The organism is Streptomyces sp. 8N706 (genome assembly GCF_052245415.1).
Taxonomy (GTDB): Bacteria; Actinomycetota; Actinomycetes; order Streptomycetales; family Streptomycetaceae; genus Streptomyces.
The window spans coordinates 1-26,554 of sequence record NZ_JBQQBW010000095.1; the positions used below are offsets into that span (position 1 = coordinate 1).

Here is a 26,554-nt window from a genome sequence, read left to right on the forward strand (position 1 = left end):
GGATCCGACCGCCCCGCGCGGCGCTGTTTCCGGCCGCCGCCGCCTGTCTCCTCAGGGCCAGGCCGCGGTGAAGTCGATCTCTTCGGCCCACTCCGGGTTGTCTATCAGGGGGTTGCGGTTTCCCTGGATCTCGGCGATGGCGGCATTGCGGTGCCGTTCGTAGTCGGTCACCGGGTTGTCCGCGTGCCAGGACAGAAGCAGGTCCAGACGGTCCTGCGGGAATTCCCCCTCGGCATCGCCGATCAGCTTGGGGTAGCGCAGCAGGAAGTACAGCGTGGCCCTGGCGACCGGGCCCTTTCCCGCCGAGGGTTCGAACTTCTTCGTCTCCCGGCGTCCGCAGTCGTTCCGGACGGCTTCCTCGCGGTCGGGGAAGTCGAAGTAGGGGATGTTGCCGCGGAAGCTGTTGCAGCCCGACTCGCAGGCGAAGAGATGGTGCAGATCGCCGCGCATCGGTTCGTCCTTGGCGAACCAGGACTGCGGCACGACATGCTCGCAGTTGAACGGCAGGGCCGCCTCCAGGGCGTCGAGTTCGGCCTCGAGGGCCGCCGGAGCCGGAGCGCTCTCCTGGATCAGGAATTCCTGCCAGCGGCCGATCCGGGCGGACTCCACGGCGGCGTCGGCGCGTATGAACTCCTCCGGGGCGAAGCCCTTGCCGGAGTAGATGCCCTGCAGCTGCAGATCCGGGTGCAGGTCCACCCAGGGGTAGAGCAGTCGCATCGGCTTGTAGCCGGGGCGCCGCTCATGGGTGGACTCCAGGAGGCGGGCCAGCGCGCGGTGCAGTCCGGCGGGGGTGGTGGTCCGGATGTCGGCGTAGTACGCGTCGCGCTCGGCGCGGTCCTTCGCCGCGTCGTAGTACGGGCGTCCCCGCCCCGCTTCGAGATTGACCAGCGCCGCGTTCAGGTCCGTTTCGGCCGGCCGGTGACCGTCCACCTGCCCGGGCGCGGGAGCCACCGGACCCGGGCCCGCCGTCACGGAGGCCACCGTCGGCGCATCGGTCACGGTCACCGACGGAGCGAGGCTCACGCTGATCTGCAAGGGCCCGTTCCAGGAGGTGATGTCCTCGGCGGCGGTACGGGACGCCGTACCATCCGGTGCGGCTCCGTTCCGCGCGGACACCGCGGTCACCGCCTGCGCCGCGGACGCCGGGAGTACGCCGTCCAACGCGCCCGCAGCCTCGCTGATGAACACCTGTTCCCGCAGTTCGGCGGCGAGACCGGTCAGCGGGAACTGCCGCAGGGCGTTGAGGACCTGGCTGATCCGCACCCCCTCGTTGGCCTTCCACGCCAGCCGGTGCTCGCCCATGTCCGGGGTCCAGCGCGACCCGTCGACGGCGAGAAGGTTGCCGGCGTCGTCGGTACGGGGAACACCGGCGTGGTGCAGGGCGACCACTTCCCACTGGTCGTTGAAGACGGGCGAGCCGGAGGAGCCCTGGAGGGTGTCGGCGTCGTAGTGGACGAACCTCTCCAGCAGGTCCACGATCTCGTTCTCCCGCAGGGCGATCTGCTTGGGCTCCCCGTTGGGGTGCTGGATGATGTCGACCTTCTCCCCGAGGAGCACCTTGCCCTGAGCCTCGCTCAGCGTCAGCCGGCCGAAGTCCGTGAGCCGCCCGCCGTCCTCACCGCGTCCGGCCACGGCCACCACGCTGAAGTCCAGAGCGCGGTCGGTGACGAAGAACCGCTCGGGCTCCAGGGCGAATGTCACCGGAGGCAGCGGCTGACCGTTCAGGCCCGCCTGGAAGTTGAAGGCGATGATCCCACGGCCCGCCTCCTCCGCGCTGCGCAGCACATGATTGTTGGTCAGCAGAAGCGACGGGGACACCATGAAGCCGGTTCCGTGGTGGGCGTCGCGCCCGCGGACCGTGACCCGCCCGACCGGCTTCGCCGCGAGATGGCCCGCCTCCAGGAAGCGGGCCTCGATGAGGTCATTGCGCCCCATGAGGCGTTCCAGCCCCAGTACGTCGGCGCCGAAGCTCTCGGGCCCGAGAGGCAGGCTGCTGCCCGTGGTGGGCCGCGGTGGCGTCTGCTCCAGGGCGGTGGCCAGCGACCAGTCGGCGCCCAGCCGGGCCAGGCGTTTGTTGACCCGGTCGGGGGCATCGGCGTAGAGGACGCCGCGGCGGTCGAGGGCCTCCCGGGTCCTCTCCCGCTCCGTGGCACGGCCCTCGTAGCGCTTCCGGGCCTCTTCCACCTGGGACAGGAAATCTGTGTGCACCTGGGACAAGTGTTCCGCGGTAATCACGGCCCGCCTCCTCGTTGCATTGTGGGGCCTACGGCGGCTTCGGTACGTTCTCCGCTTCTCCATTCTTGGCACAGGCCGCCGCATTCCGCTCACTCGAATGGCGGAGTGAGTATCGCGGCCGTATTCTTTCCGCTCGCCGGACTGTTTTCTCGCGCCCCGCGGTGCCCGGTATTTGTTCGCCTTTCAAAGCTCGACGGCTCAACAAGCGGTGGGGTGGCCCCTCTCCTATGCTCGGTCGGGGGTGGGCAACGGTATTCAGCTGAGGAGCGGCCATGTGTCAGTACCGGACGTACAAGGCGGTTGCCGACCTCGCGCGGGCCGAGGAACTCGCCGCCACGACCTCACCGTTCACCATCGAGGTGCAGTTCCTGGGCGGGCTGACCAGCGGTCAGGAGCAGGCATTCGTCCGGGCCGCCGACCGGTGGACAGGGATCATCGTGGGTGACCTGCCGACGGTGGTCCTCGGTGGTGAGGTCATCGACGACATCCTGATTCTGGCTCAGGGCGTTCCCATCGACGGCACGGGCAAGGTCCTGGGGCAGGCGGGACCGACGCATTTGCGGCCCGCCTCAGGAAATTCCTCGGCACTTCTTCCGGTGCGGGGCATCATGTCCTTCGATACGGCGGATCTGGCCCGGATGGAAGCGGATGACACCCTGAACGATGTCATCACCCATGAAATGGGGCATGTTCTGGGAATCGGCACGCTGTGGGAGCGCAAAGGGCTGCTCAAGGACCCCCGTTCGTCCAATCCCCATTTCGTCGGGGGTGCCGCCATGGAGGAGCACGGCCAACTCCTGGGCGTACCGCGGCCGGTGCCTGTTCCTGTCGAGAACACCGGTGGCCCCGGCACCGCCGACGCCCACTGGCGGGAGGCCGTACTGCGCGACGAGTTGATGTCCGGATTCATCGGAGCTCCGGGAAATCCGTTGAGCCGGCTGACGGCGGCGAGCCTCGGCGACCTCGGCTATCAGGTGGATCTCGACGCCGCCGAACCGTACGCCCTCCCCGACCTTCTCGAACTCGCCCAGGCCGGCGAGCTGGTGGCGCACACAGCGCCGACCGGTACCGGGATGGTGCTGCCGGTCATTCCCGTCGTGCTGCCGTCGGCCCAGGACGCCTCGGTGGCCGTGTCCCGTTGACCGTGGCTGTTTTCCGGTGGCTGCTTTCCGGTGACTGGCGGTGACGCAGGGCGGGCCCGTGACATCGCCCGGTGGGTGCGGGCGGCGGTCAGGCCGGACCCCGCGGCGTCGCCCCCCGGCGTCGCCCTGCGGGGACGGCCGGACCGGGCCCCGTCGGATCCGGGGATGGGACGGGAACCGCTGGTGAAGGGAGCTCCGATGTCCGGTTCCCCGGCCCTCGAAGCCGTTCTCATCGACACGATCGAGCGGTACTTCACCCTGCTGCAGGCACACGCCTCGCCGGAGGAGATGCGTGCGGCCATCCTCACCGACGACTTCGAGACGGGCTTCGAGGGCGGGCACCTCTGGCAGGGCGAGGCGGGGCTGAGGGACTTCCTGCAGGTGCGGTCGGTCTTCTTCGACGAGTCCCACGAGATCGTGCAGATCCTCGGAGCCCGTGAGAGCCCGCGCGGTTCCATCGACGCCCGGACCCGGGTGCGCTTCTTCCTCCGCGGGCGCGAACCCGGGGCGGCCAGAAGCGACGCGTACACCGGCGAGGCCTTCCACGCCTGGCGGATGCGCTGGGAACCGCGCGAGCGCCGGTGGCGGGTGGCAGCCCAGATCGTGGAGGGCTTTGCCGCGCTCGACGACAACGCTCGACGGCTCTTCTCCGCTCCCGGCGAGAGCCTGGAGACCTGAGCCGGGCGGTGCCCGGCAGTCGACAGTAGGGCCGCGGGCCCGTCAGCCGAACCGGCCGGCCAGGCCGTCGCCGAGCAGGTCGAAGGCGCGGTCGGCGTCCGCCACCGCCTCGGGATGGACCTCCTCCGCGCTGCGCCCGTCCATGACCTTCCGCCAGTTCTCCCGGGCGAGGACCTGATGGACGGTGACGAGCTGCGCGGCGGCCAGGCGCGGCGCCATGTCGTACGGCGCCGCGGCCGCCGCCTCGTGCAGGGCCTCGGTCAGGGCGTCCTGGTCCGCCGTGCTGTACCGGGCCAGGCGCGCCACCAGCGCCGGTGTGGAGTACACCAGGGCGTGGAAGGCCAGCACCTCGGGATCGTCGTTGAGTCCGGTGACGGGGTCACGCTCGCGCAGCCCGTGGTGGAAGTGGCGGCGCAGTGCGGTCAGCGGCGATTCGCCGGGGGCGCGGCCGCGTACGACGCGGGCCCACTCGCCCTGGTGGTCGGCGATCCGGTGCAGCACCAGATCTTCCTTGGCCGGGAAGTACCGGAACAGGGTCGGCTTGGACACCTCGGCGGCGGCGGCGACGTCGGCCACCGGGACCCGGTCGTAGCCGTGGGCCAGGAACAGCGAGATCGCGGCGTCCGAGATGGCCCGGTGCGTCCGTTCCTTCTTGCGCGCTCGCAACCCTGTCCGCTCGTTCACGCCGTTCACCGTAGCACCGCGCAAGACCGGGGATCGTTTGTAACCGGGTTGCATTTTTAACTCGGTTACGTTTGTCTGGCGTCCGACCGAGATCTGGACAGGAGTAACCATGACCAGTGTGCTGATCGTGGGCGCCGGACCGACCGGGCTGACCCTCGCCTGCGACCTCGCCCGGCGAGGCATCGCCCTGCGCATCATCGAGAAGGCCCCGCGCTTCCCCCGCACTTCGCGCGCCAAGGGGCCCAACCCCCGCAGCCTCGAGGTCCTGGAGGACCTCGGGGTCATCGACGAGGTCCTCGCCTCGGGCACGGCCCCTCCGCCCATGCGCAAGTACCGCGGAGGGCGACCGATCGCGGACGCCCACCCGTACGAGGGCTCCCGGCCCACCCCGGACGCCCCCTACGACCGGGCGTGGCTCCTCGCCCAGTGGCAGCTGGAGGAGATCCTGCGCACCCGCCTCGCGGAGTACGGCGTGGGCGTCGAACTGGGCGCCGAGCTGGCCGAGTTCACCCAGGACGACAGCGGCGTGACGGCCACGCTCGCCGACGGCGGACATATCCGGGCGGACTATCTGGTGGGCTGCGACGGCGGCCACAGTACGACCCGTAAACGTCTGGGAGTCCCGCTCGAAGGGGAGACGGCCCCGGACCAGGTGATGGTCTGTGGCGACGTCGAGGCCGACGGGCCGGACCGCGCGTACTGGCACCAGTGGTTCGACGAGGACGGTGCCGTACTGCTGTGTCCGATTCCGGGGACGCCCTCGGGGGTGGTGGTTCCAGGCCGGCCCCGAACGTGACGCCCGCGGCGGCCTCGTCGAGCCGTCGCTGGAAAGCTTCCAACGGCTTTTCGACCGGCACGCGCGCGTGCCCGGCGTCCGGCTGGCCCACGCCACCCTGCTGTCGACCTACCGGGTCAATGTGCGGATGGCCGGGCGGTACCGGGTGGGCCGGGTCCTCCTGGCCGGTGACGCCGCCCATGTCCATCCCATCGCCGGCGGACTGGGGATGAACACCGGTATCCAGGACGCCTTCAACCTGGGGTGGAAGCTCGCGTGGGCCGTGACCGGCCGGGGAGGTCCCGGTCTGCTCGACACCTACGAGGAGGAGCGGTTGCCCGTCGCCGCCTGGACGCTGGACCTCACCTCCGACCACCTCCGCGCCGCCCTGGAAGCGATCAAGGAGCCGGGGGGCGGTCTGGACGTCGTCTTCACCGAGGAGACGACCACCCTCGGCCTCGGATACCGGTGGAGCTCGCTCTCCCGGGACGGGGACGGACGCAGCGGCCCGCTGCGGGCGGGCGACCGCGCCCCGGACGCCCCCTGCCGTGACGCTGTGACCGGCGCGCCCACGCGCCTGTTCGACCGGTTCGCCGGGCCGCACTTCACCCTGCTCGGCTTCGGCCCGGGCGCTGCCGGTGCCCTGCGGGAAACGGCAGCCGCGACCCGTGGTGACGCCGTGCGGGTATGCCCGGTGGACGCCGGACCGCAGGGCCTGACCGACGACCAGGGGTATGCCCGGTCGGCCTACGGGGTGGCGGACGACGCGCTGGTGCTGATCCGGCCGGACAACTACGTGGGGCTGACCGCAACCGCTTCCGACACCCGGGCAGTGCCGGCCTACCTCGACGCGCTGCGCCACTGAGGCCTCGTCCCCGGCGCCGTACAGCGGTGCCGCTGTGCGGCGTCCGGAAAGTGACGGCGCGTCATGCGTCCGCGGGACGTCTGCGGTGGGTCGGAACACCTGAGCCGCCGACCGGGGGCCGAGCCGTGGAACGCGGGGACCGCGCCGTACGTTTCCCGCCGTGTGCTGCGTTTACTGACTTACCGAACGTCGGTACACCCGGCCCGGTGCCTTCGCCGGCCAGGAGGGCACAGTCCTGCCGGATCCGGAGACGCGACGCCCTCTTGCAGGGACTCGCAGAGAATATGACGAGGGAGGTCCTTGAGGCTCCGGCGAGGTCTCAGCCCGCGAGTACAGGGCTCCGGGGGCCGCGCCGCGGTCCGTGCGCCGTCGGCTGCGCTGGCAGGGCGCCGCAGTCCCGGGCGACAGTGGAGGGGCAGCAGCCGCGAGGGGAGCGACGAGAGGGCGAGGCGATGACGCCGACACCTGACCGGCCCGGAACAGCCCCTGACGAGTACGCGCCGCGCCTGGAGCCCGTACGGGCCGTGGTGTTCGACACCGACGGTGTGATCACCGACTCCGCCCGGGTGCACGCCGAGGCGTGGAAGGTGGCCTTCGACGCGTGTCTGCGGGACTTCCCGCCGGACGATGCCGGCGCCCGCAGGCCGTTCGACATTCGCGAGGACTACCGGCGGCACGTGGACGGCAGATCGCGGCTGGACGGCGCCGCCGCCTTCCTCGCCTCCCGCGGTGTGCACCTGCCCGATGGGCAGCCCGACGACCCGCCCGGCACCGCGACCGTCCGGGCCGTCGCCGCCCGGAAGGAGCAGGTGTTCACCGACCGGCTGCGGGAGCACGGCATCGACGCCTACCCGGGGACGGTCCGGCTGCTGGACGTGCTGTCCCGGCGGGGCGTGCCCCGCGCCGCCGTATCGGCCTCACGGCACGCCGGCGAGCTGTTGTCCCGGGCCGGGGTGCGGGACAGGTTCCAGGTGCTGGTGGACGGCGGCGAGGCCGCCCGTCTGCGCCTGCCGGGCAAGCCCGATCCCGCGCTCTTCCTCGAGGCGGCCCGCCGTCTGGGTGCCCCGCCGGCGGACACCGCGGTGGTCGAGGACGCGCTCGCGGGCGTGGAGGCAGGTCGGCGCGGGGGGTTCGGCCTGGTGGTCGGAGTGGACCGGACGGCAGGCCCCACCAGCGCCGCCGACCTGCGGGAACACGGCGCGGACCTGGTGGTCCGGGACCTCTCCGAGCTGCTGACCGCTTCCTCGCAAGCCGGCCCGTCAGAAGCCGGGTCCTCGCACGCTGGCCCGTCAGAAGCCGGGTCCTCGCAAACCGGCCCGTCACAAGTCGGGTCCTCGCCGTCAGCGGCCTCGCAGGCGGCCCCGCCCGCGGTCGGCATCCCCTCGCCGCCGCCCGGCAGTACCACCGCGGGAGCCTGACGATGGAGGAGTGGACCTGGGAGTACACCGGATATCACCCCCCGCAGGAGCGGCTCCGGGAATCGCTGTGCACCCTCGGCAACGGCTACTTCGCCACCCGTGGCGCGGCGCCCGAGAGCGTCGCCGACGACGTCCACTACCCGGGCACCTACGCGGCGGGCTGCTACAACCGTCTGATGTCGATCGTGGGAGGCCGCCAGGTCGAGAACGAGGACATGGTCAATCTGCCGAACTGGCTGCCGTTGCGCTTCCGCATCCGTACGGAGGAGGGCTCGGACCCGTGGTTCTCCCAGGACGCCGCTGAGCTGCTCGACTACCGGCAGAGCCTGGACCTGCGCGGGGGCACCCTCACCCGCCGGATCCGGTACGAGGACCCGGACGGCCGGCGGATGCGTGTCGAGCAGATCCGTCTCGTCCATATGGGAGAGCCGCATCTGGCCGCGCTGCGGACGGAGTTCACGCCCGAAGGCTGGTCGGGGGAGATCGAGGTCGAGTCCGCGCTCGACGGTGAGGTCACCAACGAGGGCGTCCACCGCTACCGGGACCTCAATGGCAGTCATCTCGCCGATACGCACACCGGCGCCATGGAACCGGAGACGCTCTGGCTGACCTGCCGTACCAACACCTCGCAGATCGGTATCGGCATGGCCGCGCGCACCAGCGTCATCGGACCCGATCCCACCTGGGCCCGGCAGCACATCGGGCACGCGCGGGCGGCACATCTGCTCAACCTCCCCATCGCACCGCACGCCCCCGTCACCGTCGACAAGATCGTCTCGCTGCACACCTCCCACGACCCGGCGATCAGCGATCCCCTCCAGGCGGCTGCCGACAACGTCGCCGAGGCTCCCGGCTTCGCCGGTCTCCTGGAGTCCCAGGCAGCGGCGTGGGAACAGCTGTGGCGCCGCGCCGAGCTGGACGTTCCCGGTGAGGCGGGCCTCATCCTGCGGCTCCATCTCTTCCACGTGCTCCAGACGCTCTCCCCGCACACCGCGGAGCTCGACGTGGGAGTCCCGGCCCGCGGGCTCCACGGTGAGTCGTACCGGGGGCATGTGTTCTGGGACGAGCTGTTCGTGCTGCCGTATCTGAACCTGCACCTCCCGGAGGTCTCGCGGGCTCTGCTGAACTACCGGCACCGGCGGCTGCCGCAGGCCGTCCGGATGGCGGGTGAGGCGGGCCGGTCCGGTGCCATGTACCCATGGCAGAGCGGCAGCGACGGGCGGGAGGAGACCCAGCAGCTGCATCTGAACCCCCGGTCGGGGCGCTGGCTGCCGGATTACTCGCGGCTGCAGCACCACGTCGGCTCGGCCGTCGCGTACAACGTGTGGCAGTACTGCCAGGCCACGGGGGACACCGAGTACCTGCAGACCAAAGGCGCGGAGATGCTGCTGCAGATCGCGCGCTTCTGGGCGGACAGCGCCGTCCTCGACCCCGGCTTCCGCCGCTACTGCATCCGCGGTGTGGTCGGCCCCGATGAGTACCACGACGCGTATCCGGACGCCGCCGAGCCGGGCCTGGACGACAACGCGTACACCAATGTCACGGCCGCCTGGGTCCTCGGTCACGCACTGGACCTGCTCCGCGATCTGCCCGAGCCGCGGAGGCGGGGGTTGCTCGAGGACGTGGGGCTGACGGACGGCGAACTCGATCGCTGGGAGGATGTCTCGCGACGGCTGCGGGTGCCCTTCCACCGCGGCGTCATCAGCCAGTTCGACGGTTTCGGGGACCTCGCCGAGCTGGACTGGGGCACCTACCGCGAGCGCTACGGCGACATCCGGCGGCTGGACCGGATCCTGGAGGCCGAAGGCGACACGGTCAACCGGTACCAGGCCTCCAAACAGGCCGATGTCCTGATGCTCGGCTATCTGTTCTCCCCCGCCGAGCTGTCGGGTCTCTTCCGCCGGCTCGGCTACGAGCTGGACGACGCGACCTGGCACCGCACCGTCGACTACTACCTGCACCGCACCTGCCACGGGTCCACCCTCAGCGGACTCGTGCACGGCTGGGTGCTGGCCCGGGTGCGGCGCGCCGAGACATGGACCTTCGTCCGGGAGGCGCTCGAGGGCGATGTGGCCGACCTGCAGGGCGGTACGACCGGGGAGGGCATCCACCTCGGTGCCATGGCCGGGACGCTCGATCTGGTGCAGCGCGGTCTGACCGGCCTGGAGACCCGCGACGACGCGCTGTGGCTGGACCCCGTGCCGCTGCCCGAGCTGTCCGAGTACGGGGTCTCCCTGCGGTACCGCGGCCACTGGGGCGTGGATCTGCGACTGCGCCACGGTCAGCTGCGGTTCGCAGTCCCGGCGTCGTCGGAGCCGCCGATCCGTCTGATGCTGTCCGGCCGGTCGGTCATGGTCGGCCCCGGCGAGTCGTGCCGGCTACGGCTGCCGTTCGACTGAGCGGCTCACAGCGCGACCGGTTCTCCCGCGGGTGTCGGCGGCTCAGCCGGGCCGACCGGTCCTCATGCGCGCCTCGGCAGCTCAGCTGTCACGAGGCCGTCCGGTTTTCATGGGCGGCGCCGAGCGGCCCGTCGGACGCGCCGGGCGCGTGCCGGCGGCTCAGCTGTCACGAGGCGGAACCGGTTCTCCTGCGGGTATCGGCGGCTCGGCTGTCACGAGGCCGTCCGGTTCTCCTGCGCGTGCCGGCGGCTCAGCCGCCACCGGGCCGACCGGCTCTCATGCGCCGCGCCGGCGACGCAGCCTCCACCGGGCCGAGCGTGCCGCGCGGCGCAGCCGGTACGCCGGACCGGGCCGCCCCGGCTCCTGCCGGTGCCGGTCGAGCTCCTCGGCCAGCCACTGGGAGCGCCGTTCGACATCCAGCTCGTTCAGCAGCCGATCGACGTTGGCGAGCAGGGCCCCGTGCAGCTCCCACCGGTCCGGCTCCTTCTCGGACTCGGTCAGCAGCAGATCCGCGATCCGCTGGCGGTCCTCCCGCCCCTCCTCCAGCGCCTTGGCCAGCTCCGCCTCCGCCACCTCGGCATTGGAGCTCACCTGCGCGGTGATCAGCCGGCCGAAGCTGTCGACGGCGTCGGCGATATGGGTGAACAGCTCGCTCAGGACGGCGGCGAGCAGCCCCTCGTACACCGGCTCGTTCCGCCGCCGGTGGGAGAGATCGGTCAGCGACCGGCACAGGGTCCGCAGCACCACCGCGCAGATCTCCAGGGTGTCGAGGCCGCTGCGCAGCACCAATCGCGCGAGCAGACCCTCCCGGACCCGCGGATTGAAGCGCATGCTCTCGTCCGCCCGGTTCAGCGCCGCGTCGACCTGGGCGATCTCGTTGTCGAGCACCCGGGCTCCATGGAGCCAGCGCACGGCGTCGTCCCGGGTCGCGCCCCGCTCCAGCTCCCGGGAGATCTGCATCAGCAGCGCCCGCATCCGCCGGGCCAGGTCCGCGATGGCCTCGCCCGCCGGCTCCACCAGCACCGGCGGAGCGACCAGCGCGTTGAGGAGGATCCCGACCGCGGCGCCGATCAGCGTCTCGGCCACCCTGCTCCACGCCGCCTGCGCCACATGACTGACGCCCAGCACGAGCATGGCGCTGATCGCCACCTCCGGTACGAACTCGTCGACGCGCACCATATGGCCGACGACCAGCGAGGAGAGGATGAGCAGGCCGAGGCTCCACCAGCTCAGTCCGACGATGGCGCTGAACGCCGAGGCGATCAGCACACCCGCCACCACGCTGTTCACCCGGCGCATGCCGGTGGTGAGGGTCGCGTACAGGCTGACCTGGACGACCAGCAGTGCCGTCAGCGGTGCGAGCAGGGGCGGCGGGCCTCCCGAGATGAGCCAGTCGGCGGCCGCGAAGGCGGCCGTCGCGGCCACGGTGCACCGCACCGTCTGCACCACGATCGGCTCGTTGTGCCGCCGGAGGAGGCCGGCGACCGTCTCGGAGAGTCCTCGCACACTTCTCATGGTTCCCGGGAGCGGCGCGATGGGCATCATCGGCGCCGGTCCGTCCGGGGGCCGGTCGGCAGGCGAAGAGAGGGGGCGGGTGGCACAGTGGCGGACATGTCGTCCACGCGCGCGGTGCACGGAGCGCCTTGCTGGGTGAGTTTGATGACGCGCGACCTCGAGGCCGCGCAGAGCTTCTACGGGGCGGTGATGGGGTGGACGTTCAGCCCCGGGACCCTGGGCGAGGACTTCACCATGGCCCTGGCGGACGGGCATCCGGTGGCCGGCATCGGAGCCCTCGCGCACACCATGGGAGTCCCCGTCTCCTGGACCGTGTACTTCTCCGTCGAGAGCGCCGACATCACGGCCTCCCGGATCCGGGAGCGCAGCGCCACGGTGGCGGTCGGTCCCCTGACCTTCGGCAAGGGCCGTGCCGCACTGGCCGCCGACCCGGCCGGGGCCGTCTTCGGCTTCTGGGAGGGCGAGGTGGTCCCCGGCTGGCAGGTGGGGAAGGGGGGCGCCCCGGCCTGGCTGGAGTTGCGTACCCGCGACGCCTTCGCCGCGGCCATCTTCTACGCCGAGGTCTTCGACTGGGCCTCCGGGAGGCCCGACAGCTGCGAGGTCGAGTACGAGCACGACGCGGTCGTCGTCCTGGCCGGCGGACAGAAAGTGGCCCGCCTGCGCGGGGGCGGTGTCGAGGCGGACCCCGACCCGCAGGTCCGGCCGCGCTGGAACGTGTACTTCCGGGTGGCCGATGTCGACGCCGCCGCGGAAGCGGCCCTGAAGGCCGGCGGCACGCTCGCCGCCGAACCGGACGACTCCTCCATCGGGCGCGCGGCGACGCTCCGCGACCCGCAGGGGGGTCTGTTCACCGTGACGACGGGGGGCGACACCTCCGCCGTGTGACCGAGCCGCCTGCCCGGTCGACGAGCGGTTTCAGCCGGCGTACGGGGACGGCCGGTCACCCTCCGTGCCCGGTTCCGGCAGCGGACGGAGGCCGCCGGCCGGTTCCGCCGGTGACGACATGCCCGCGCCGCCCCGCTCCCCTCGCGCGCGGCGCCGGTGCACGCCCGCTGCCCCCGCCCGGACGGCCCGTCGGCCGAGAGGCCGCCCCGGCCCGCTCCGGTTAGCGTGAGGAGCATGCAATCGCCGCTGCGTACGGAACGTCTGGTGGTGCGCGACTGGTCCGCCTCCGATGCCGAGGCGGCGCTCCGGATCTACGGTGCCGAGGAGGTCGCCCACTGGCTGACCCCCGCGATGCACCGGGTGGGGGATCTCCCGGCCATGCGGGCCGTGCTGCAGGCGTGGGAGGAGTCGCAGCCCAACCTGGTGCGGCCGTCGGGGAGGTGGGCGGTCGAGCGGCAGGAGGACGGCCATGTGGTCGGCGGGCTCGTCATCCGGATGCTGCCGCCCTACGAGGTGGACCTGGAGATCGGCTGGCAGCTGTGCCCCGAGGCCTGGGGGAGGGGCTACGCGACCGAGGCCGGGACCGCGCTGGTCCGCTGGGCGTTCGAGCAGGGCGTCGACGAACTGTTCGCGGTCGCCCGCCCCAACAACACCAGGGCCGCGGCGACGGCACGCAGGATCGGGATGGAGTGGGTGGGGGAGACGTCCAAGTACTACGACATGCGGCTCAACGTCTACCGCATCCGCCCCTCCGACCTGCCGGAACCGGTACGGATGCCCACGGACGGCCGGGCCCGCTGACCGGGCCCGGCAGGTGAGCCGCCGACGACCGGGAGGGAGCGCCGTGGAGCCCGACATCGCCGACAACCCCGGGAAGTCACGCTTCGAGATCCTCGACGGCGACGAGCTCGTGGGATTCGCCGAGTACCACCGGTACCGGGACGAGCTCGCGCTCACCCATACCGAGATCGCCTCCCGGTTCGAAGGCCGGGGGATGGGCGGACAGCTGGTGCGTACGGTTCTCGACACGGCGCGGGAGCAGCACCTCGCGGTCCTGCCCTACTGCCCCTTCGTACGGGGCTGGATCGGCAAGCACCCCGAGTACAGGGAGCTGGTTCCGAGCGGAGAGCACGAGCGGTTCGGCCTCTGACGGCGGTGTGCGGTCTTCAGGTCCGGCGTGGCGGCCTCCGGGTCCGGCTGGTTCGGCGGCCCCGGTGCGGCCGCCTCTCCGTGGGTGGAGGCCGCCACCGGCCGGGGCGAACGCCGTGACGACCGGTCCGCTTCACCGGGGCGGGCCCACGGCCCCGCGGTCATGGGTGTGGCGCCCGCCTTCCCGTTGGGCGGGCGCCACAGCCGTCGGGGCGGAGGAGCCGGGGAGCCCTCCGGCAGTCCGCCCCGTAGGAGTCGAAGCCCGTGGGCTTCGCGGGGTGTTACCGGTTGACGCAGTAGTTGCCGAAGGTGGGGTTGAGGAGGCCGACGACACTGATGGTGTTCCCGCAGGCGTTGACCGGAACGTGGACCGGAGCCTGGACGACGTTGCCGGAGCCGATGCCGGGGGAGAACACGGCGGCGCCCTGCGCTCCCGAGTCGGCGACGGCGGCACCGGCGGCCCCGGAGAGGGCGGCACCAGCAGCAACGGCCAGAACGGCGGCCTTGGCAATACGCGACATGACGCTAACTCTTTCCTCAGTCGTACAGAACGAAGATCCCGGCCTGTGACAAGCAGGGAACCGGATCAACGCACCGCGGAGGATGAGGATGCGCCTCCCGTCCCGCTTTAGCCCGATCGGGTGATCGCGAGCCGGGACCGGGGCAGCGGCGCGCTCAGGGCTCCACCACGATCTTGCGGCCCTGGCCGGACCGGAACCGGTCCAGTGCCTGCGGGTACTGCTCCAGCGGCAGCCGGTGGCTGATGAAGACCTCCGGGTCGAGCACCCCCGCCGCGAACAGCTCCGCGGCACGTTCGTAACTGTGCAGCACCGCCATGGAGCCGGTGATGGTGATCTCCTGGTTGTAGATGCGGTACGGCTCGATGGTGGCGGTGGTCGCGTAGTCGGCGACACCGAACTGCAGGAAGGTGCCCGCCTTGGCGACGCGGCCGAGCCCGTCCTGGATCGCCGCCGCGTTCCCGGTGGCGTCGATGACCACGTCCCAGCCGCGGGGGTTGTCCAGCTCCTCGGCGGCCGCGGCGGCGCGAGAGCAGCCCAACTTCTGTGCTGTGGCGAGCCGTTCCGGGTTGACGTCGAGGACGTCCACCGCGGTGGCGCCGGTGCGCTTGGCGAGCTCCAGCATCATCAGGCCCATCGTGCCCGAGCCGTAGATCAGCACTTCGGCGCCGAGCCGGCTGCCGAGCACGTCGTAGCCCCGGACGGCGCAGGAGAGCGGCTCGATCAACGCCGCGTCCCGTACGTCCACATGGTCCGGCAGGCGGACGCAGTTGGCCGCGGGGGCAAGGGCGTACTCGGCGGCGCCTCCGGCGACGCTCACCCCGATCGCCGCCCAGCGGTCGCAGAGGTTGTTGTGGCCGACGCGGCAGTAGCGGCACTCATGGCAGTACAGCGAGGGGTCGACGGCGACCCGGTCGCCCACCGCCAGTTCGGTCACGTCGCTGCCGACCCCCACGATCTCACCGGCGAACTCATGGCCGGGCACGACCGGCAGGGTGGGGGCGAACTCGCCCTGGAGGATATGGAGATCGGTGCCGCACAGCCCGCAGGCGGCGACATCCACCACGACCTCCCGCGGCCCCGGAGCCGGATCGGGCAGGGTGGTAACGGTGACCTTGCCGGGTGCTTCGATGAGCGCGGCCCTCATTTGACGGCTCCAAGGGAGAGGCCCTGGACGAGCTTGTCCTGGGCGGCGAAACCGGCGGCGAGCACCGGCAGGGAGATGACGACCGACGCGGCGCACAGCTGGGCGAGGAACAGGCCCTCGCTGGTGACGAAGCCGGTCAGGAAGACGGGTGCGGTCTGAGCCGTGACCCCGGTGAGCACCCGGGCGAAGAGCATCTCGTTCCAGCTGAAGATGAAACAGATCAGCGCGGTCGCGGCGATGCCGGGGCCGGCCACCGGGGCCACGATGCGGGCGAGGATCGTGCGCAGAGGCGCCCCGTCGACCCGGGCGGCCTCGATGACGGACACCGGGATGTCCGCGAGGAAGGACTGCATCATCCAGACCGCGATCGGCAGGTTCATCGACGTGTAGAGGATGACCAGCAGCCAGATGTTGTCGAGCATCCCGGTGCTCTTGGCGAACAGGTACACCGGCAGGAGCCCGGCCACGACCGGCAGCATCTTCGTGGACAGGAAGAAGAAGAGCACATCCGTCCACTTGCGCACCCGGCGGATGGACAGCGCGTACGCCGCGGGCAGCGCCAGGAGCAGCACGAAGAGCGTGGAGACCACGCTCGCCGTCGTGGAGTTGATCAGGGCGGGCCAGGGGCTCGCTCCGCCCGTGGCGCCGAAGAACTCCCGGTAGCCGTCCAGGGTGAGCGAGGCGGCCAGGGACGGCGGGTTGGTGGCGGCGTCCGCCTCCGAGTGCAGTGAGGTCAGCACCATCCAGGCCACGGGAAGCACGAACAGGATGGCGGCCAGCCAGGCCAGCAGGCCCAGCGCCGCGCTGCGGCGCCGGGCCCGGCGCGCGGCGGGCGGACGGGGGAGAGCGGACGAGGTCATGCCCGCGACACCTCCTCGCGGAAGAGGGAGGAGACCACGCGCAGGGCGAAGGTCGCGATGACGATGGAGCCGATCACGACGAGCACGCCCGCGGCCGAGGCCTGCCCGTACTCGTGGGCCTTGTAGAAGGCCTGGTAGATCGTGTAGGGCAGGTTGGCGGTGCCCAGACCGCCGGAGGTGATGATGAAGACCGCGTCGAAGTTCTGCACGATGTGGATGGAGCCGAGCAGGACGCCGAGTTCGAGGTAGCGCCGCAGATGCGGCAGCGTGAGATAGCGGAAGATCTGTCCGTTGCTCGCGCCGTCGAGACGGGCCGCCTCCACCATCTCCAGGGGCCGGCTCTGCAGCCCGGCCAGCAGGATCAGCATCATGAACGGTGTCCACTGCCAGACCAGGGAGGTCTCCACCGCGAGCAGCGGCATACCGGAGATCCAGTCGGGCTGCGCGGGCGTGTCGTCCCCGACGAGCTCGCCGAGCCAGGTCAGGCCGCCGTTGAGGAGCCCGTACTCGGGGTTGTACAGCGCGTGCTTCCACAGCTGCGCCGCGGCGACCGGAACCAGCAGGAAGGGAGCGATGAGCAGGGTGCGCACCAGGCCCCGGCCGAAGAACGCACGGTCCAGCAGCAGTGCCAGCAGCAGTCCGATGACCACGCTCGCGATGACGACGGTGGCGGTCAGCAGGGCGGTGGTGAGCACCGAGTCGCGCAGTTCCGGGTCGGTGGCCACGGCAGTGTAGTTGGACAGCCCGGTGAAGTGACGGGCGTCGGGGGCCAGGGCGTTCCAGTCGAAGAGGGAGATCACCAGGGTGGCCACAAAGGGCAGTTGGGTGACCGCTACCAGGAACACCAGCGCCGGCAGCAGCGGGAGCCGCCGGGACCGGGCGCCGCGGATGCGGTGGGTGCGGGCGTCGCGGGGAGGCGCGGTCCCGGGGTTCGGTGGCGGGGCGCGATGTGCGCGCACCGGTGTCGGTGTGGTCATCGCTCCTGGTACTCCTTGCCGACCTTCTCGGCCAGCTTCTGGGACTTCTTCAGGGCCTCGTCGACCGACTGGCGGCCGGCGATGGCCGCGCTGATCTCTTGCGAGACCTTGGTGCCGAGGTCGGAGAACTCCGGGATGCCGACGAACTGGATGCCGATGGTCGGCCGTGGCTGAGTGCCCGGGTCGCGGGGCCTGGCGTTGCTGATCGACTCCTGGGTGACCTTCGCGAAGGCGCCCGCGGCCTTCCGGTAGTCGGCGTTGGCATAGGTGGAGGCCCGCTTGCCGGCGGGTGCGTCCGCCCAGCCGGTCTCCTTGCCGACGAGGGCCTCGTAGCCCTTGCCGGAGGCCCAGGAGATGAACGTCCAGGCCTTGTCGGGATTCGTGGACGCCTTCTGCATGCCCCAGGCCCAGGTGTAGAGCCAGCCGGAGTGCGCGGTCCGCTCCACGGGCGCGGGCACATAGCCGATCTTGCCCTTCACCGGGGACTTCGCCGCCTCCAGGGAGCCGGCGGCGGCCGTCGCGTCGTACCACATGGCGGCCTTGCCCTGGGTGAGGTTGTTGAGGCACTCGGCGTATCCCGCCTGGGCGGCACCCGCCTCGCCGTGCCGGCGCACCAGATCGACATAGAACTTTGTCGCTCTGGTGAACTCCGGTGAGGTCAGCCGCGCCTGCCAGTCCTTGGTGAACCAGGTGCCGCCGAAGGTGTTGACGACCGTGGTGAGCGGGGCGATCACCTCACCCCAGCCGGGCTGGCCCCGCAGGCAGATGCCCTTCATCCCGGGCTGTGCCCCGTCGGCCTTCGCCGCGAGGCCGGCGACCTGTTTCCAGGTCGGCTTATCCGGCATCTTCAGGCCTTTCTCGGCGAAGACGTCCTTGCGGTACATCAGAAAGGACGACTCGCCGTAGAAGGGCTGGCCGTAGAGCTTGCCGTCGTCGGCGGTGAGGGACTCCCGCACCGGCTGCAGGATGTCGTTCTGATCGAAGGCCTTGTCCTTGGCGGCATAGTCGTCCAAGGGGTGGAGCCACTGGTTCTTCGCGTAGAACGGCACTTCGAAGTTGCTGATCGTGGCGACGTCGTACTGTCCGGCCTGGTTGGAGAAGTCCTGACTGATCTTGTCGCGGACGTCGTTCTCGGGGAGCAAGGTGAATTTGACCTTGATCCCGGTCTTCCGGGTGAAGTGGTCCGCGGTGAGCTTCTGCAACTCGACCATCTGCGGGTTGTTCACCATGAGGACGTTGATGGTGTCGCCGTCGGCGGATCCGGTCCCGCCGGCGCCTGCGCACGCCGCGAGCAGTGCCCCGGTGGCTGTGGCCACGACGAGGGTGCGTACGCCGTGTCGTCCCTGGACAGGCATGAGAGTCTCCCGACTGCTCGGTTGAGCTGTGGTGTGGAGCGGGGCGCCCGGTTCCGGGCATGCCGGGCCGGACCACCCGCGGGGGGTGGTGTGGGGAGAGAACTGGAGTTGTCGGTGGAGGGTGCGGCTCACACCCGGATGATCTGGGGGCCCAGCAGGGAGTAGCGCTGGCCCTCGGCCGGCGGCAGCCCCGTGTCGGTCACGATCGCCTCGAAGTCGGCCACGTCCGCGAACCGGCAGAAGCTGACCGCCCCGAACTTGGTATGGACGCCCGCGAAGACCCGTCGTCGCGCCACCCGCATCACCTGGGCCTTGACCTCGCTGACCGCCGGATCCGGTGTGGTCAGCCCATAGCTGCGGGAGATGCCGTTGGCCCCGACGAAAGCCAGGTCGATGACGAAGCCGGAGAGCATATGGGTCGCCCAGTGGTCGACGGTGGCCATCGTGCCGCCGCGGACGCGGCCGCCGAGGAGGAGGACGGTGATCCGCCCGGAGGCCGCCAGCCCGCTCGCCACCGCCAGCGATGCCGTGACCACGGTGAGCGGCCGTTCGCGGGGGAGGGCCTCCGCGATGAGCTGCGGGGTGAACCCCTCGTCGACGAAGACGGTCTCCGCGTCACCGAGAAGCTCGGCGGCGGCGGAGGCGATCCGGGACTTCTCCGGCACGTGCATGGTGGTGCGGAAAGCCAGGGTCGTCTCGAACCCCGCGCTCTCCACCGGATACGCGCCGCCGTGCGTGCGTCGTACGAGCCCGTGTTCCTCCAGGGCGTGCAGATCCCGACGGACGGTCTCCTTGGCGACCCCGAAGTCGGCGGACAGCGTGGTGACATCGACGGACCCCGTGCGTCGGGCCAGGTCGAGAATCCCCCGCCGTCGCTCCTCGGCGTCCACGGCGCACCTCCTTCTCTCCTCGGCCGACCCGATGCCCGTTCGGGCTGGTGAAATCGTTTCTACAAGCCCGAACGCACGGTGGCCAGGCTCGTCACAGCGAGGATCGTGACCGTTTGTGCCCGTTCCGGGAACGGCATCGCCGCTGCGCAGCAACGGAACGGCCGGTTCCGGGGAGGGGGGCGGCTGCCCGGATGGGGCGTCGGCGAGCCCACTTTCCGCCCGTTCCGGAGTCCGCCCGTTCCGGAGAAGGGCGGAGGAGAGCCGCGGTCCCCAGGAGCCCACCGCGTCCCCGGACGGCGGCCTCCGGGGGGCGGTGGGTCCTTACCGGGGCGCGAGGCCGGTCAGCCCGCGCCTGCGGCGTGCTCCGTGCAAGCAGACAGGGTGCGGCGGGAGTACGCGGCCCCCTGCGCGAGGCACGGACGAGGGCACGGACGCGGAAGAGCCGCGGAAGAGCCGCGGAAGAGCCGCGGAAGAGGTACGGAAAGGCACGGAAAGGCACGAAAAGGCACGGAAGAGGGCACGGCCCGACCGCACGGGGCGTACGGCGGCGCTGCTCGCGACGGGCCGCAGCCCGCCGCGGCCCGGCTGCGGCGGTTCCGGAGGCAGGCGGCGGTCCACGGCTGCGGGCACATGGACCGATCGGCACGGATGAGGCCGGCCCGTACACACCCCGGCCCACGTATCCCGGAGGAACTCGCCCGCTCCTCGGTGGCCGGGACGACCCGAACCCCGCGGCTTCCCGGCGCCGTGAGCGGCCCCGCAGGTCCGGCACGCCGTGTCAGCTCGCGGCGGCCGGCAAACCGTGTCAGCTCGCGGCCAGCAGAGCCGGCCGGTCCTCCCGGAGCACCGGGTCCGGGCAGGGGACGCGGACCACGGCCGGGCCGTCGGCCGGCGCCGGCTGCCGGTGCCGACGGGCGCCGTCCGCCGTGAGGACGACCAGGCCCCAGGCGGTGAGCACGCCCGCGGCAAGCGCCGTCAGTGCCCCCGCGACGCCGAAGCGGAACCCCTCGTCCAGCACCACCATGCCAACGCCCGCCGCCACCACCGGGTTGACGACAGTCACCGTCGCCAGCGGCGCGGTCAGCCCGCCCCCGCGGTAGGAGGCCTGCGAGGCCGCCAGGCCCGTGGCGGCCAGCAGCGCGATCATGCCCATGCTCGGCAGTTGCCCGGCCACCGAGGCCGGGGACCAGTCCTCGGCCACCGTCTTGACGAACACCGAGGAGACACCGAAGGAGACCCCGGCCGCACCGGCCAGGGCCACGCTCCGCACCCCCGGCCGCCGCGCCCGCCGACCCGCCGGTACGAGCACGGCGATCGCCCCCGCGGCGCACGCCGCCACCCCGAGCCGCTCGTTGCCGGACAGGGGTTGCGACTGCTCGGCCGGGCCGGTCAGCAGCAGAATCCCGGCCAGCCCCACCGAGACCATCAGGGCACCGCGCCAACCGGCGGACGTGACCTGCCGTCCTACACACACCGCCGCCATGGGCAGCACGAAGACGATGGTCAGGACGCCCAGCGGCTGGACGAGCGTCAGCGGCCCGCAGCCCAGGGCCACCACGTGAAGGGCCGCTCCGGCCCCGTTCAGCGCGACCGCGGACCACCACGCCCGGTGGCGGAGGAGCGCGGTCCGCCGCCGCGAGGTAACGGCCGTCGCGACTCTCTCCTGGACGATGGCGGCCGCGCCGTAACAGACCGCTGACGCCAGGGACAGCAGTACGGGCGGTGTCAGTGAGCTCATGTCCGGTCCTGCCGGGGAGATCGGTGGCTGATCACGGGCTCAACCCTCCCCGCCGGGCGCCCCGTTGTCGTCGTCTTGCGGTGCCCACCTCGCGTACACCTGACGGAGGACGCCGGGAAGCCGGATCCGCCTCCTGACGGAGACCGGCGGCGGACCTGGTGACGGCGGTCGCCTCCGCCGCATCTGTGCCGCCACCGGCCGGGAGTGCCATCCGGGGCGCCCTGTGACCGCGGCACGCGAGGAAACGGAGGACGGGGGTCTGAATCCAGGGCGCCGGGGTACCCGACGGCCGGCGGCGGATGTCGCCGCACACCGTTGCGATCTGTCCGGGAGGTATGTGATGACGCACCCCGACCCCGTGCCGCCTACACCCACCCCTCCGCCCGGTCCCGGACCGGGGCCCGTACCCGGTCCGAGCCCCGGGCCCGTACCACCTGATCCGATCCCGCCCGTCCCGCCGGGGCCCAACCACCCGGACCCGGCGCCGGGTCCCGAGCCCCAGCCGGCCCCGGCTCCTCCCGCGGGAACGGACTGACGCCATGGAACTGCTCGACGCGTTCGACAGGGGGCGCGCGGAGTTCGGCCACCGGGTGCACCGGGTGGCGGCCGACCAGTGGTCGGCCGCCACGCCGTGCACCGAGTGGTCGGTGCGCGATCTGGTCAACCACCTCGTCGGCGAGCATCTCTGGGCGCCGTGGTTGCTGCGTGGCGCGACGCTCGCCGAGGTCGGCGACCGGTTCGAGGGCGATGTGCTCGGAGACGATCCGGTAGCCGCGTGGGACCGGGCCGAGAAGGATTCGGCCGCCGCGTTCCACCGGCCCGGAGCGCTCGACATCGATGTGGAGACCAGCGGCGGTCCGATCCCCGCCACCGCGTACGGCTGGCAGATGATCACCGACCTCACGGTGCACGCCTGGGATCTGGCCCGCGGCATCGGGGACGACGAGCCGCTGGACGAGGAGCTGGCGTCCGAGGTATTCGACTTCGTCGAACCGCAGGCGGGCAGCTGGCAAGGCGCCGGGGTCTTCGCCCCTCCGGTCGAGGTGCCGGCCTCCGCGCCCGTCCAGGACAGGCTCGTCGGCCTCCTGGGCCGCCGCCCCTGACGGACGGGACCGGCGCGGACGTCGTACCGCCCGCGCTCTGCCACGCTGCGGTGCGTGTGCCCACGCTGCGCCACGTGCGATGCGGCCATGCGCCCGTGCTCGCCTTCCGGCCAGCGCCCGTGCTCGCCTTCCGGTCCCGCGCCCGTGCTCGCCTTCGGGATCTCCGCCCGCTCGCCCTCCACGATGCGGGCTGTGCGTCCGTGCCCTCCCGCGGTGCGGCCTCCCCGTCGGTTCTATGCTCAGAGACGCCGATGAGCGGGACTGGCCCCGCATATGGCCGTTCTGGCAGCGGATCGTGGCCGCGGGGGAGACGTACGCCATGGACTCGCGGACCCCCGAGCCCGCGGCCCCGGACCTGTGGATGGGGCCCTCTTCGCGGGTTTCGTGGCCGAGGACGCCGGCCGGATCGTCGGTTCGGCCTACCGCAAGCCCACCTACGGCGGCCCCGCTGCGCATATCGCCAACGCCGGTTTCATGGTCGACCCCGACGAGGCGGGTCGCGGCATCGGCCGTCGTCTGGCCGAGCACTTCCTCCAGGAGGCGCGGCGAGAGGGTCACGAAGGCATGGTGTTCAACGCGGTCGTCGAGACCCACCCGGCCATGTCGCTCTGGACGTCGCTGGGCTTCTCGGTCATCGGTACGGTCCCGCGGGCCTTCCGCCACCCCCGTCCACGGCCCGGTGGCACGGAACATCCTCCACCCGGAGCTCTGACCGGAGCAGGCTGACCGGAGCCGGAGCTTCCACCGGAGTTCCCGGATCCGACCGGTGCGGGTCCGACGCGGGGTTGCCGGACCGGGCGGTTCAAGCCACCTTGGGTGCCGTACGTGTGAGAGCCACCCCCCCGCGCACCGTCCGGACCGGAGGAATCATGGGCCCCCTCGTACCGCCACATCACCTGGTCGGCAGCGGACCCCGCCGGGTCATCGCCGTCCACGGCTGGCTCGCCGACCGGGCGGCGTACGCCGCCGTGCTCCCGCACGTCGACCGGGACGCCTTCACCTACGCCATACCGGATCTGCGCGGCTATGGGGAGGCCCGCGACACCCCCGGCGCGTACACCACCAGCGAGGCGGGACGAGACCTGCTGGCGCTCGCCGATCACCTCCGCTGGCCGCATTTCTGGCTCGTCGGCCACTCCATGGGCGGTGCGGTCGCGCAGCGTGTCGTGGCCGCCGCGGGCCACCGGGTACGAGGCGTGGTCGGGGTCTCGCCCGTTCCGGCCAGCGGGGTTCCGATGACGGAGGAACAGTGGGAGCTCTTCGCGTCCGCCGCCGGCCGGCCGGAGAACCGCCGGACCATCATCGACCGGACGACGGGAGGCCGGCATCCCGCCGCGTGGCTGGATCTGATGGTGCGTCACTCCATGGACTGCACCGACCCGAAGGCCTTCCGGGCCTGGCTGGACTCCTGGGCCCTGGAGGACTTCCACGAGGAGATCGAAGGATCGCCGGTGCCGGTGCGGGTCGTGGTGGGGGCGCATGATCCGGCGCTGTCGGCGGAGACGATGCGGCGGACCTGGCTGCGCTGGTATCCGCGCGCCGATCTTGTCGAGCTTTCCTGGGCGGGGCATTACCCGGCGGACGAGGCCCCGTTCGAACTCGTCCGCGCCATGGAGGACTTCCTGTACCGGTGAGGCCCGCGACGCCGTACGGGGCGGGGTGCGCGGCCGCGTACGGGGAGGGGCGCGCGACCGAGTTCGGGCGGGGCCTGAGGCCGTGTTCGGGCGGGGCGTGAGGCCGTGTACGGGCGGGGCCCGCGGCGGCTGTGGGCCGGGCGCGAAGCCGTACCGGGTGAGGCGCGCGAGGCCGTACCGGTATGCCTGCGAGGCCGGATGGTGACGTGCGTGAAGCCGTACGGTGACGCACACGAGGCCGGTCCGTGTCGCCCGGACCCGGCCCGGGTCCGGGCCCGGAAAACATGGCCAATTTGAACGCACCTGACGCCACCGTCCGTACTTAGCGCCGTCAGAGGCGCATCCGCGCGCCGGACGGAAGCGGACTGCAGGAGTGGACATGAGGAAGTGGCAGAGCGCCTCGATCGCGGTGACCGCTGCGGCGATCATGCTGACGACGGCATGCGGGACCGAGACGAACGGGGCGCAGTCGACCGGCGTGCAGCCCGCGGGGCAGGCCGACGCCGCGAACGGACAGGGCAACGGCGTCGGACAGGGCGGCAACGGGAACGGGGGCGCGGCGCCGCAGGGCGGCAAGGCCAAGGCGGCGGGCCAGTTGATGATCGGTGAGAACAAGAAGCTCGGATCCATACTGGCCGACAGCGAGGGGTTCACCCTCTACCGGTTCGACAAGGACACGCCCGAGCCCTCGAAGTCCAACTGCGACGGCGACTGCGCCACCACCTGGCCGCCCGTCCCCGCTGCCGATGTCTCCGCGGCCGCCGGAATCGACGCCTCGCTGCTGGGCGAGGTCACCCGCGCCGACGGCACCCAGCAGCTCACCGTCGCTGGATGGCCGATGTACCGGTACTCCAAGGACAAGAAGCCGTGGCAGACCAAGGGTGAGGGTGTGGGCGGCACGTGGTTCGCCTCGGCGCCCGACGGCACGAAGGCCGCAGGAGGCGGTGCGGAGGCCGGTGCCGGTGCCGAGGCCGGTGCCGAGGCCGGTGGTGCGGAAGCCGGTGAGGCCGGTGGTGCGGAGGCCGGTGGCGAGGCCGGTGCCGAGGCCGGTGGCGAGGCCGGTTCCGGAGCGGCAGAGGAGAAGCTGCCCGGACTGTCGACCGTCAACGACCCGGAGCTGGGCGAGATCATCCGGGACGGCAGGGGACGGACGCTCTACCGCTTCGACAAGGACTCCGCATGGCCGATGAAGTCCAACTGCACCGGGAAGTGTCTTGACACCTGGAAGCCTGCCGAGCCCGTCGACAAGGCCGATGTCGAGGGCATCGATCCGAAGCTGCTGACCTCGTTCACCCGTCAGGACGGCGACAGGCAACTGGCCGTCGACTGCTGGCTGCTGTACTGGTACACGGGCGACGAGAAGCCCGGGGACACCAACGGTCAGGGCGTCGGCGACGCCTGGTTCGCCGTCTCGCCCGACGGCAAGAAGGTCGGAGACGACTGAAAGAAGCCTGTCCGTCCCCGGACCCGGACAGGAGGCAGTGCGGCGGAGGGGCCGACAACCGAGGATGTCGGCCCCCCCGCCGATCGCGTCTGATGACCTCGCCCGAGGAGTTCGCCGGCCGGTATCCCCGGCCGTGGCCCCCACATCGAGCCGCTCGACGTCTCCGCCGCCACCTATCCCGGCCGCTCGGCGCCCTGGGTTCCCTCTACCGGGACAAGCACTCCTTAACCCCGTAGGAGCGCAACCTCCTGGTCGCCCTCAGCAGCAGCATCGCGCAGAGCTCCAGCGGGCCATGCTCTTCGACCAGGAGCACGACATCGCGGAGAGCCTCCAGTCGGCCATGCTCCCCCGCAGCATCCCCGACGTTCCCGGCGCCCACCTCGCCGTGCGCTATCGCTCGGCGCGTTTCGGGCACGACATCGGTGGCGACTGGTACGACGTGATCCCGGCGGCCGGGTCGGCGCCGTCATCGGCGACGTACAAGACCACCGGCTGAGGGCCGAGGTGGAGGACATGTCCAGCAGCCTGCCCCGCCGCCGCGAGCCCGGTGATACGGGGGTCTCGGGCCGCGGACTGCTTCTGGTGGACCGGCTGTCCGACGTCTGGGGGGTCGAGTCGCAGGGAACCGGGAAGAGCGTCCGGAGGAGTTCATCCTCCAGGAGCAGGAGTTCACCCTCCAGCGGTCATCGGCAGCTCAGAAGGGGCGGCGAGGCGGGGATCTTCTGCCCCGGGCGTTCACCGCGGTGCCCCGCCGGGCAGGGTGTCGCTGTGAAGGCACACGAATGGGACCGGATGACGATGGCCGTCGTGGCCTGTGCCCTCGCCAACGACGGCGAGGGCGCGGCCGCGCTCCTGGAACCGCTCGACGCCCGCGACGTCAGCCACATCGCCGTCCGCCTGGCCGCCATGGCCGCCGAGGCGCTGCTGCTCGAGGCGGACGCCGCGGGCGTGGACCGGGCGGAGCTCCTCGGCCGCTGGCAGGCCCATATCCTCGCCCACGAGGCGCGGACGGCCGACTAGGGCGTGTTTCGAAAGTAGCGCCGTCCGCCCGAAGGGCGGGGGTCGCGGCGGCTGGTGCGTGCGATCGCAAGGCGGTGGGGGTACCCCCGGCCGGAGGCTGGGGGAGGTCGTCCTCGTACTGGG

General features: G+C 71.7%; 21 protein-coding genes and 3 pseudogenes. 14 read left to right on the forward strand and 10 right to left on the reverse strand.

Annotated features, from left to right (window positions below):
• Nucleotides 1-51: 51 nt before the first annotated feature.
• The gene (locus tag ACTWQE_RS26640; protein ID WP_443331600.1) at nt 52-2,208 is read right to left on the reverse strand and encodes an endonuclease; all 2,157 of its coding nucleotides are present in this window, start codon (nt 2,206-2,208) and stop codon (nt 52-54) included.
• A gap of 299 nt (nt 2,209-2,507) precedes the next feature.
• Between ACTWQE_RS26640 and ACTWQE_RS26645 the strand changes: the two genes are divergently transcribed.
• Nucleotides 2,508-3,377 carry a leishmanolysin-related zinc metalloendopeptidase gene (locus ACTWQE_RS26645; protein WP_443331601.1) on the forward strand — a complete coding sequence of 290 codons (870 nt, stop codon included), beginning with the start codon at nt 2,508-2,510 and terminating at the stop codon, nt 3,375-3,377.
• Between the two features lie 198 nt (nt 3,378-3,575).
• Nucleotides 3,576-4,055: a hypothetical protein gene (locus ACTWQE_RS26650; RefSeq protein WP_443331602.1), complete on the forward strand. Its 480-nt coding sequence runs from the start codon at nt 3,576-3,578 to the stop codon at nt 4,053-4,055.
• Between the two features lie 42 nt (nt 4,056-4,097).
• Here ACTWQE_RS26650 and ACTWQE_RS26655 read toward each other — a convergent pair whose 3' ends face one another.
• Nucleotides 4,098-4,739, reverse strand: coding sequence for a TetR/AcrR family transcriptional regulator (locus tag ACTWQE_RS26655; protein ID WP_443331603.1), 642 nt, complete (start codon nt 4,737-4,739; stop codon nt 4,098-4,100).
• Between the two features lie 109 nt (nt 4,740-4,848).
• Here ACTWQE_RS26655 and ACTWQE_RS26660 point away from each other — a divergent pair.
• The 3 genes and pseudogenes from ACTWQE_RS26660 (at nt 4,849) to ACTWQE_RS26670 (ending at nt 10,196) form a co-directional block, all read left to right on the forward strand.
• Nucleotides 4,849-6,379, forward strand: a pseudogene (locus ACTWQE_RS26660) (FAD-dependent monooxygenase).
• A 452-nt stretch (nt 6,380-6,831) separates the two neighbouring features.
• Nucleotides 6,832-7,797: an HAD family hydrolase gene (locus ACTWQE_RS26665; RefSeq protein ID WP_443331604.1), complete on the forward strand. Its 966-nt coding sequence runs from the start codon at nt 6,832-6,834 to the stop codon at nt 7,795-7,797.
• Between the two features lie 2 nt (nt 7,798-7,799).
• Entirely contained in the window at nt 7,800-10,196 is a 2,397-nt protein-coding gene (locus ACTWQE_RS26670; RefSeq protein WP_443331605.1) for a glycoside hydrolase family 65 protein, read from the forward strand.
• Nucleotides 10,197-10,472: 276 nt separating this feature from the next.
• Here ACTWQE_RS26670 and ACTWQE_RS26675 read toward each other — a convergent pair whose 3' ends face one another.
• Nucleotides 10,473-11,711, reverse strand: coding sequence for an FUSC family protein (locus ACTWQE_RS26675; RefSeq protein WP_443331606.1), 1,239 nt, complete (start codon nt 11,709-11,711; stop codon nt 10,473-10,475).
• A 144-nt stretch (nt 11,712-11,855) separates the two neighbouring features.
• Here ACTWQE_RS26675 and ACTWQE_RS26680 point away from each other — a divergent pair, with 144 nt between their 5' ends.
• From ACTWQE_RS26680 to ACTWQE_RS26690, 3 genes are all read left to right on the forward strand, one after another.
• Entirely contained in the window at nt 11,856-12,596 is a 741-nt protein-coding gene (locus tag ACTWQE_RS26680) for a VOC family protein (RefSeq protein WP_443331607.1), read from the forward strand.
• 234 nt (nt 12,597-12,830) lie between these two features.
• Nucleotides 12,831-13,397 carry a GNAT family N-acetyltransferase gene (locus tag ACTWQE_RS26685; RefSeq protein WP_443331608.1) on the forward strand — a complete coding sequence of 189 codons (567 nt, stop codon included), beginning with the start codon at nt 12,831-12,833 and terminating at the stop codon, nt 13,395-13,397.
• Between the two features lie 43 nt (nt 13,398-13,440).
• Complete coding sequence (locus tag ACTWQE_RS26690; RefSeq protein ID WP_443331609.1) at nt 13,441-13,746, forward strand: GNAT family N-acetyltransferase; 306 nt, start codon at nt 13,441-13,443, stop codon at nt 13,744-13,746.
• Between the two features lie 280 nt (nt 13,747-14,026).
• On the opposite strand, the gene ACTWQE_RS26695 is transcribed toward ACTWQE_RS26690, so the two are convergent.
• The 7 genes from ACTWQE_RS26695 to ACTWQE_RS26725 all read right to left on the reverse strand — a co-directional run bounded on the left by ACTWQE_RS26695 (nt 14,027) and on the right by ACTWQE_RS26725 (nt 21,230).
• Nucleotides 14,027-14,266: a chaplin gene (locus ACTWQE_RS26695; RefSeq protein WP_443331610.1), complete on the reverse strand. Its 240-nt coding sequence runs from the start codon at nt 14,264-14,266 to the stop codon at nt 14,027-14,029.
• Between the two features lie 154 nt (nt 14,267-14,420).
• The gene (locus ACTWQE_RS26700) at nt 14,421-15,410 is read right to left on the reverse strand and encodes a zinc-dependent alcohol dehydrogenase family protein (RefSeq protein ID WP_443331611.1); all 990 of its coding nucleotides are present in this window, start codon (nt 15,408-15,410) and stop codon (nt 14,421-14,423) included.
• Nucleotides 15,407-16,270, reverse strand: a complete 864-nt coding sequence (locus ACTWQE_RS26705) for a carbohydrate ABC transporter permease (RefSeq protein ID WP_443331612.1) — start codon at nt 16,268-16,270, stop codon at nt 15,407-15,409. The genes ACTWQE_RS26700 and ACTWQE_RS26705 overlap by 4 nt, the downstream gene beginning before the upstream one ends.
• Complete coding sequence (locus ACTWQE_RS26710) at nt 16,267-17,247, reverse strand: carbohydrate ABC transporter permease (RefSeq protein WP_443331613.1); 981 nt, start codon at nt 17,245-17,247, stop codon at nt 16,267-16,269. Before ACTWQE_RS26710 ends, ACTWQE_RS26705 begins: the two co-directional genes overlap by 4 nt.
• Nucleotides 17,244-18,602 (reverse strand): ABC transporter substrate-binding protein, encoded by a 1,359-nt coding sequence (locus ACTWQE_RS26715; RefSeq protein ID WP_443331614.1) that lies wholly within the window; start codon nt 18,600-18,602, stop codon nt 17,244-17,246. Before ACTWQE_RS26715 ends, ACTWQE_RS26710 begins: the two co-directional genes overlap by 4 nt.
• A gap of 128 nt (nt 18,603-18,730) precedes the next feature.
• A complete protein-coding gene (locus ACTWQE_RS26720) occupies nt 18,731-19,492 on the reverse strand; it encodes a DeoR/GlpR family DNA-binding transcription regulator (RefSeq protein ID WP_443331615.1) in 762 nt (253 codons plus the stop codon).
• 805 nt (nt 19,493-20,297) lie between these two features.
• Nucleotides 20,298-21,230 carry a DMT family transporter gene (locus ACTWQE_RS26725; protein WP_443331616.1) on the reverse strand — a complete coding sequence of 311 codons (933 nt, stop codon included), beginning with the start codon at nt 21,228-21,230 and terminating at the stop codon, nt 20,298-20,300.
• 539 nt (nt 21,231-21,769) lie between these two features.
• Here ACTWQE_RS26725 and ACTWQE_RS26730 point away from each other — a divergent pair.
• The 6 genes and pseudogenes from ACTWQE_RS26730 (at nt 21,770) to ACTWQE_RS26755 (ending at nt 26,431) form a co-directional block, all read left to right on the forward strand.
• Nucleotides 21,770-22,333 carry a TIGR03086 family metal-binding protein gene (locus ACTWQE_RS26730; RefSeq protein ID WP_443331617.1) on the forward strand — a complete coding sequence of 188 codons (564 nt, stop codon included), beginning with the start codon at nt 21,770-21,772 and terminating at the stop codon, nt 22,331-22,333.
• A 235-nt stretch (nt 22,334-22,568) separates the two neighbouring features.
• A pseudogene (locus ACTWQE_RS26735) lies at nt 22,569-23,045 on the forward strand (GNAT family N-acetyltransferase).
• A 157-nt stretch (nt 23,046-23,202) separates the two neighbouring features.
• Nucleotides 23,203-23,967, forward strand: coding sequence for an alpha/beta fold hydrolase (locus ACTWQE_RS26740; RefSeq protein ID WP_443331618.1), 765 nt, complete (start codon nt 23,203-23,205; stop codon nt 23,965-23,967).
• A 379-nt stretch (nt 23,968-24,346) separates the two neighbouring features.
• Nucleotides 24,347-25,411 carry an SCO0930 family lipoprotein gene (locus tag ACTWQE_RS26745; protein WP_443331619.1) on the forward strand — a complete coding sequence of 355 codons (1,065 nt, stop codon included), beginning with the start codon at nt 24,347-24,349 and terminating at the stop codon, nt 25,409-25,411.
• A gap of 86 nt (nt 25,412-25,497) precedes the next feature.
• Nucleotides 25,498-25,912 (forward strand): annotated as a pseudogene (locus ACTWQE_RS26750) (PP2C family protein-serine/threonine phosphatase); the annotation flags it as partial.
• 267 nt (nt 25,913-26,179) lie between these two features.
• Nucleotides 26,180-26,431: a hypothetical protein gene (locus tag ACTWQE_RS26755; protein WP_443331620.1), complete on the forward strand. Its 252-nt coding sequence runs from the start codon at nt 26,180-26,182 to the stop codon at nt 26,429-26,431.
• The last annotated feature ends 123 nt before the right edge of the window (nt 26,432-26,554 follow it).

Bases quoted from the DNA above. Each gene is read 5' to 3' on its own strand.
- ACTWQE_RS26695 (WP_443331610.1), bottom strand. From the start codon at position 14,266: ATGTCGCGTATTGCCAAGGCCGCCGTTCTGGCCGTTGCTGCTGGTGCC.
- ACTWQE_RS26740 (WP_443331618.1), top strand. From the start codon at position 23,203: ATGGGCCCCCTCGTACCGCCACATCACCTGGTCGGCAGCGGACCCCGC.
- ACTWQE_RS26715 (WP_443331614.1), bottom strand. From the start codon at position 18,602: ATGCCTGTCCAGGGACGACACGGCGTACGCACCCTCGTCGTGGCCACA.
- ACTWQE_RS26685 (WP_443331608.1), top strand. From the start codon at position 12,831: ATGCAATCGCCGCTGCGTACGGAACGTCTGGTGGTGCGCGACTGGTCC.
- ACTWQE_RS26700 (WP_443331611.1), bottom strand. From the start codon at position 15,410: ATGAGGGCCGCGCTCATCGAAGCACCCGGCAAGGTCACCGTTACCACC.
- ACTWQE_RS26705 (WP_443331612.1), bottom strand. From the start codon at position 16,270: ATGACCTCGTCCGCTCTCCCCCGTCCGCCCGCCGCGCGCCGGGCCCGG.
- ACTWQE_RS26650 (WP_443331602.1), top strand. From the start codon at position 3,576: ATGTCCGGTTCCCCGGCCCTCGAAGCCGTTCTCATCGACACGATCGAG.
- ACTWQE_RS26670 (WP_443331605.1), top strand. From the start codon at position 7,800: ATGGAGGAGTGGACCTGGGAGTACACCGGATATCACCCCCCGCAGGAG.
- ACTWQE_RS26645 (WP_443331601.1), top strand. From the start codon at position 2,508: ATGTGTCAGTACCGGACGTACAAGGCGGTTGCCGACCTCGCGCGGGCC.
- ACTWQE_RS26730 (WP_443331617.1), top strand. From the start codon at position 21,770: ATGGAACTGCTCGACGCGTTCGACAGGGGGCGCGCGGAGTTCGGCCAC.
- ACTWQE_RS26725 (WP_443331616.1), bottom strand. From the start codon at position 21,230: ATGAGCTCACTGACACCGCCCGTACTGCTGTCCCTGGCGTCAGCGGTC.
- ACTWQE_RS26745 (WP_443331619.1), top strand. From the start codon at position 24,347: ATGAGGAAGTGGCAGAGCGCCTCGATCGCGGTGACCGCTGCGGCGATC.
- ACTWQE_RS26675 (WP_443331606.1), bottom strand. From the start codon at position 11,711: ATGAGAAGTGTGCGAGGACTCTCCGAGACGGTCGCCGGCCTCCTCCGG.
- ACTWQE_RS26665 (WP_443331604.1), top strand. From the start codon at position 6,832: ATGACGCCGACACCTGACCGGCCCGGAACAGCCCCTGACGAGTACGCG.
- ACTWQE_RS26680 (WP_443331607.1), top strand. From the start codon at position 11,856: ATGACGCGCGACCTCGAGGCCGCGCAGAGCTTCTACGGGGCGGTGATG.
- ACTWQE_RS26710 (WP_443331613.1), bottom strand. From the start codon at position 17,247: ATGACCACACCGACACCGGTGCGCGCACATCGCGCCCCGCCACCGAAC.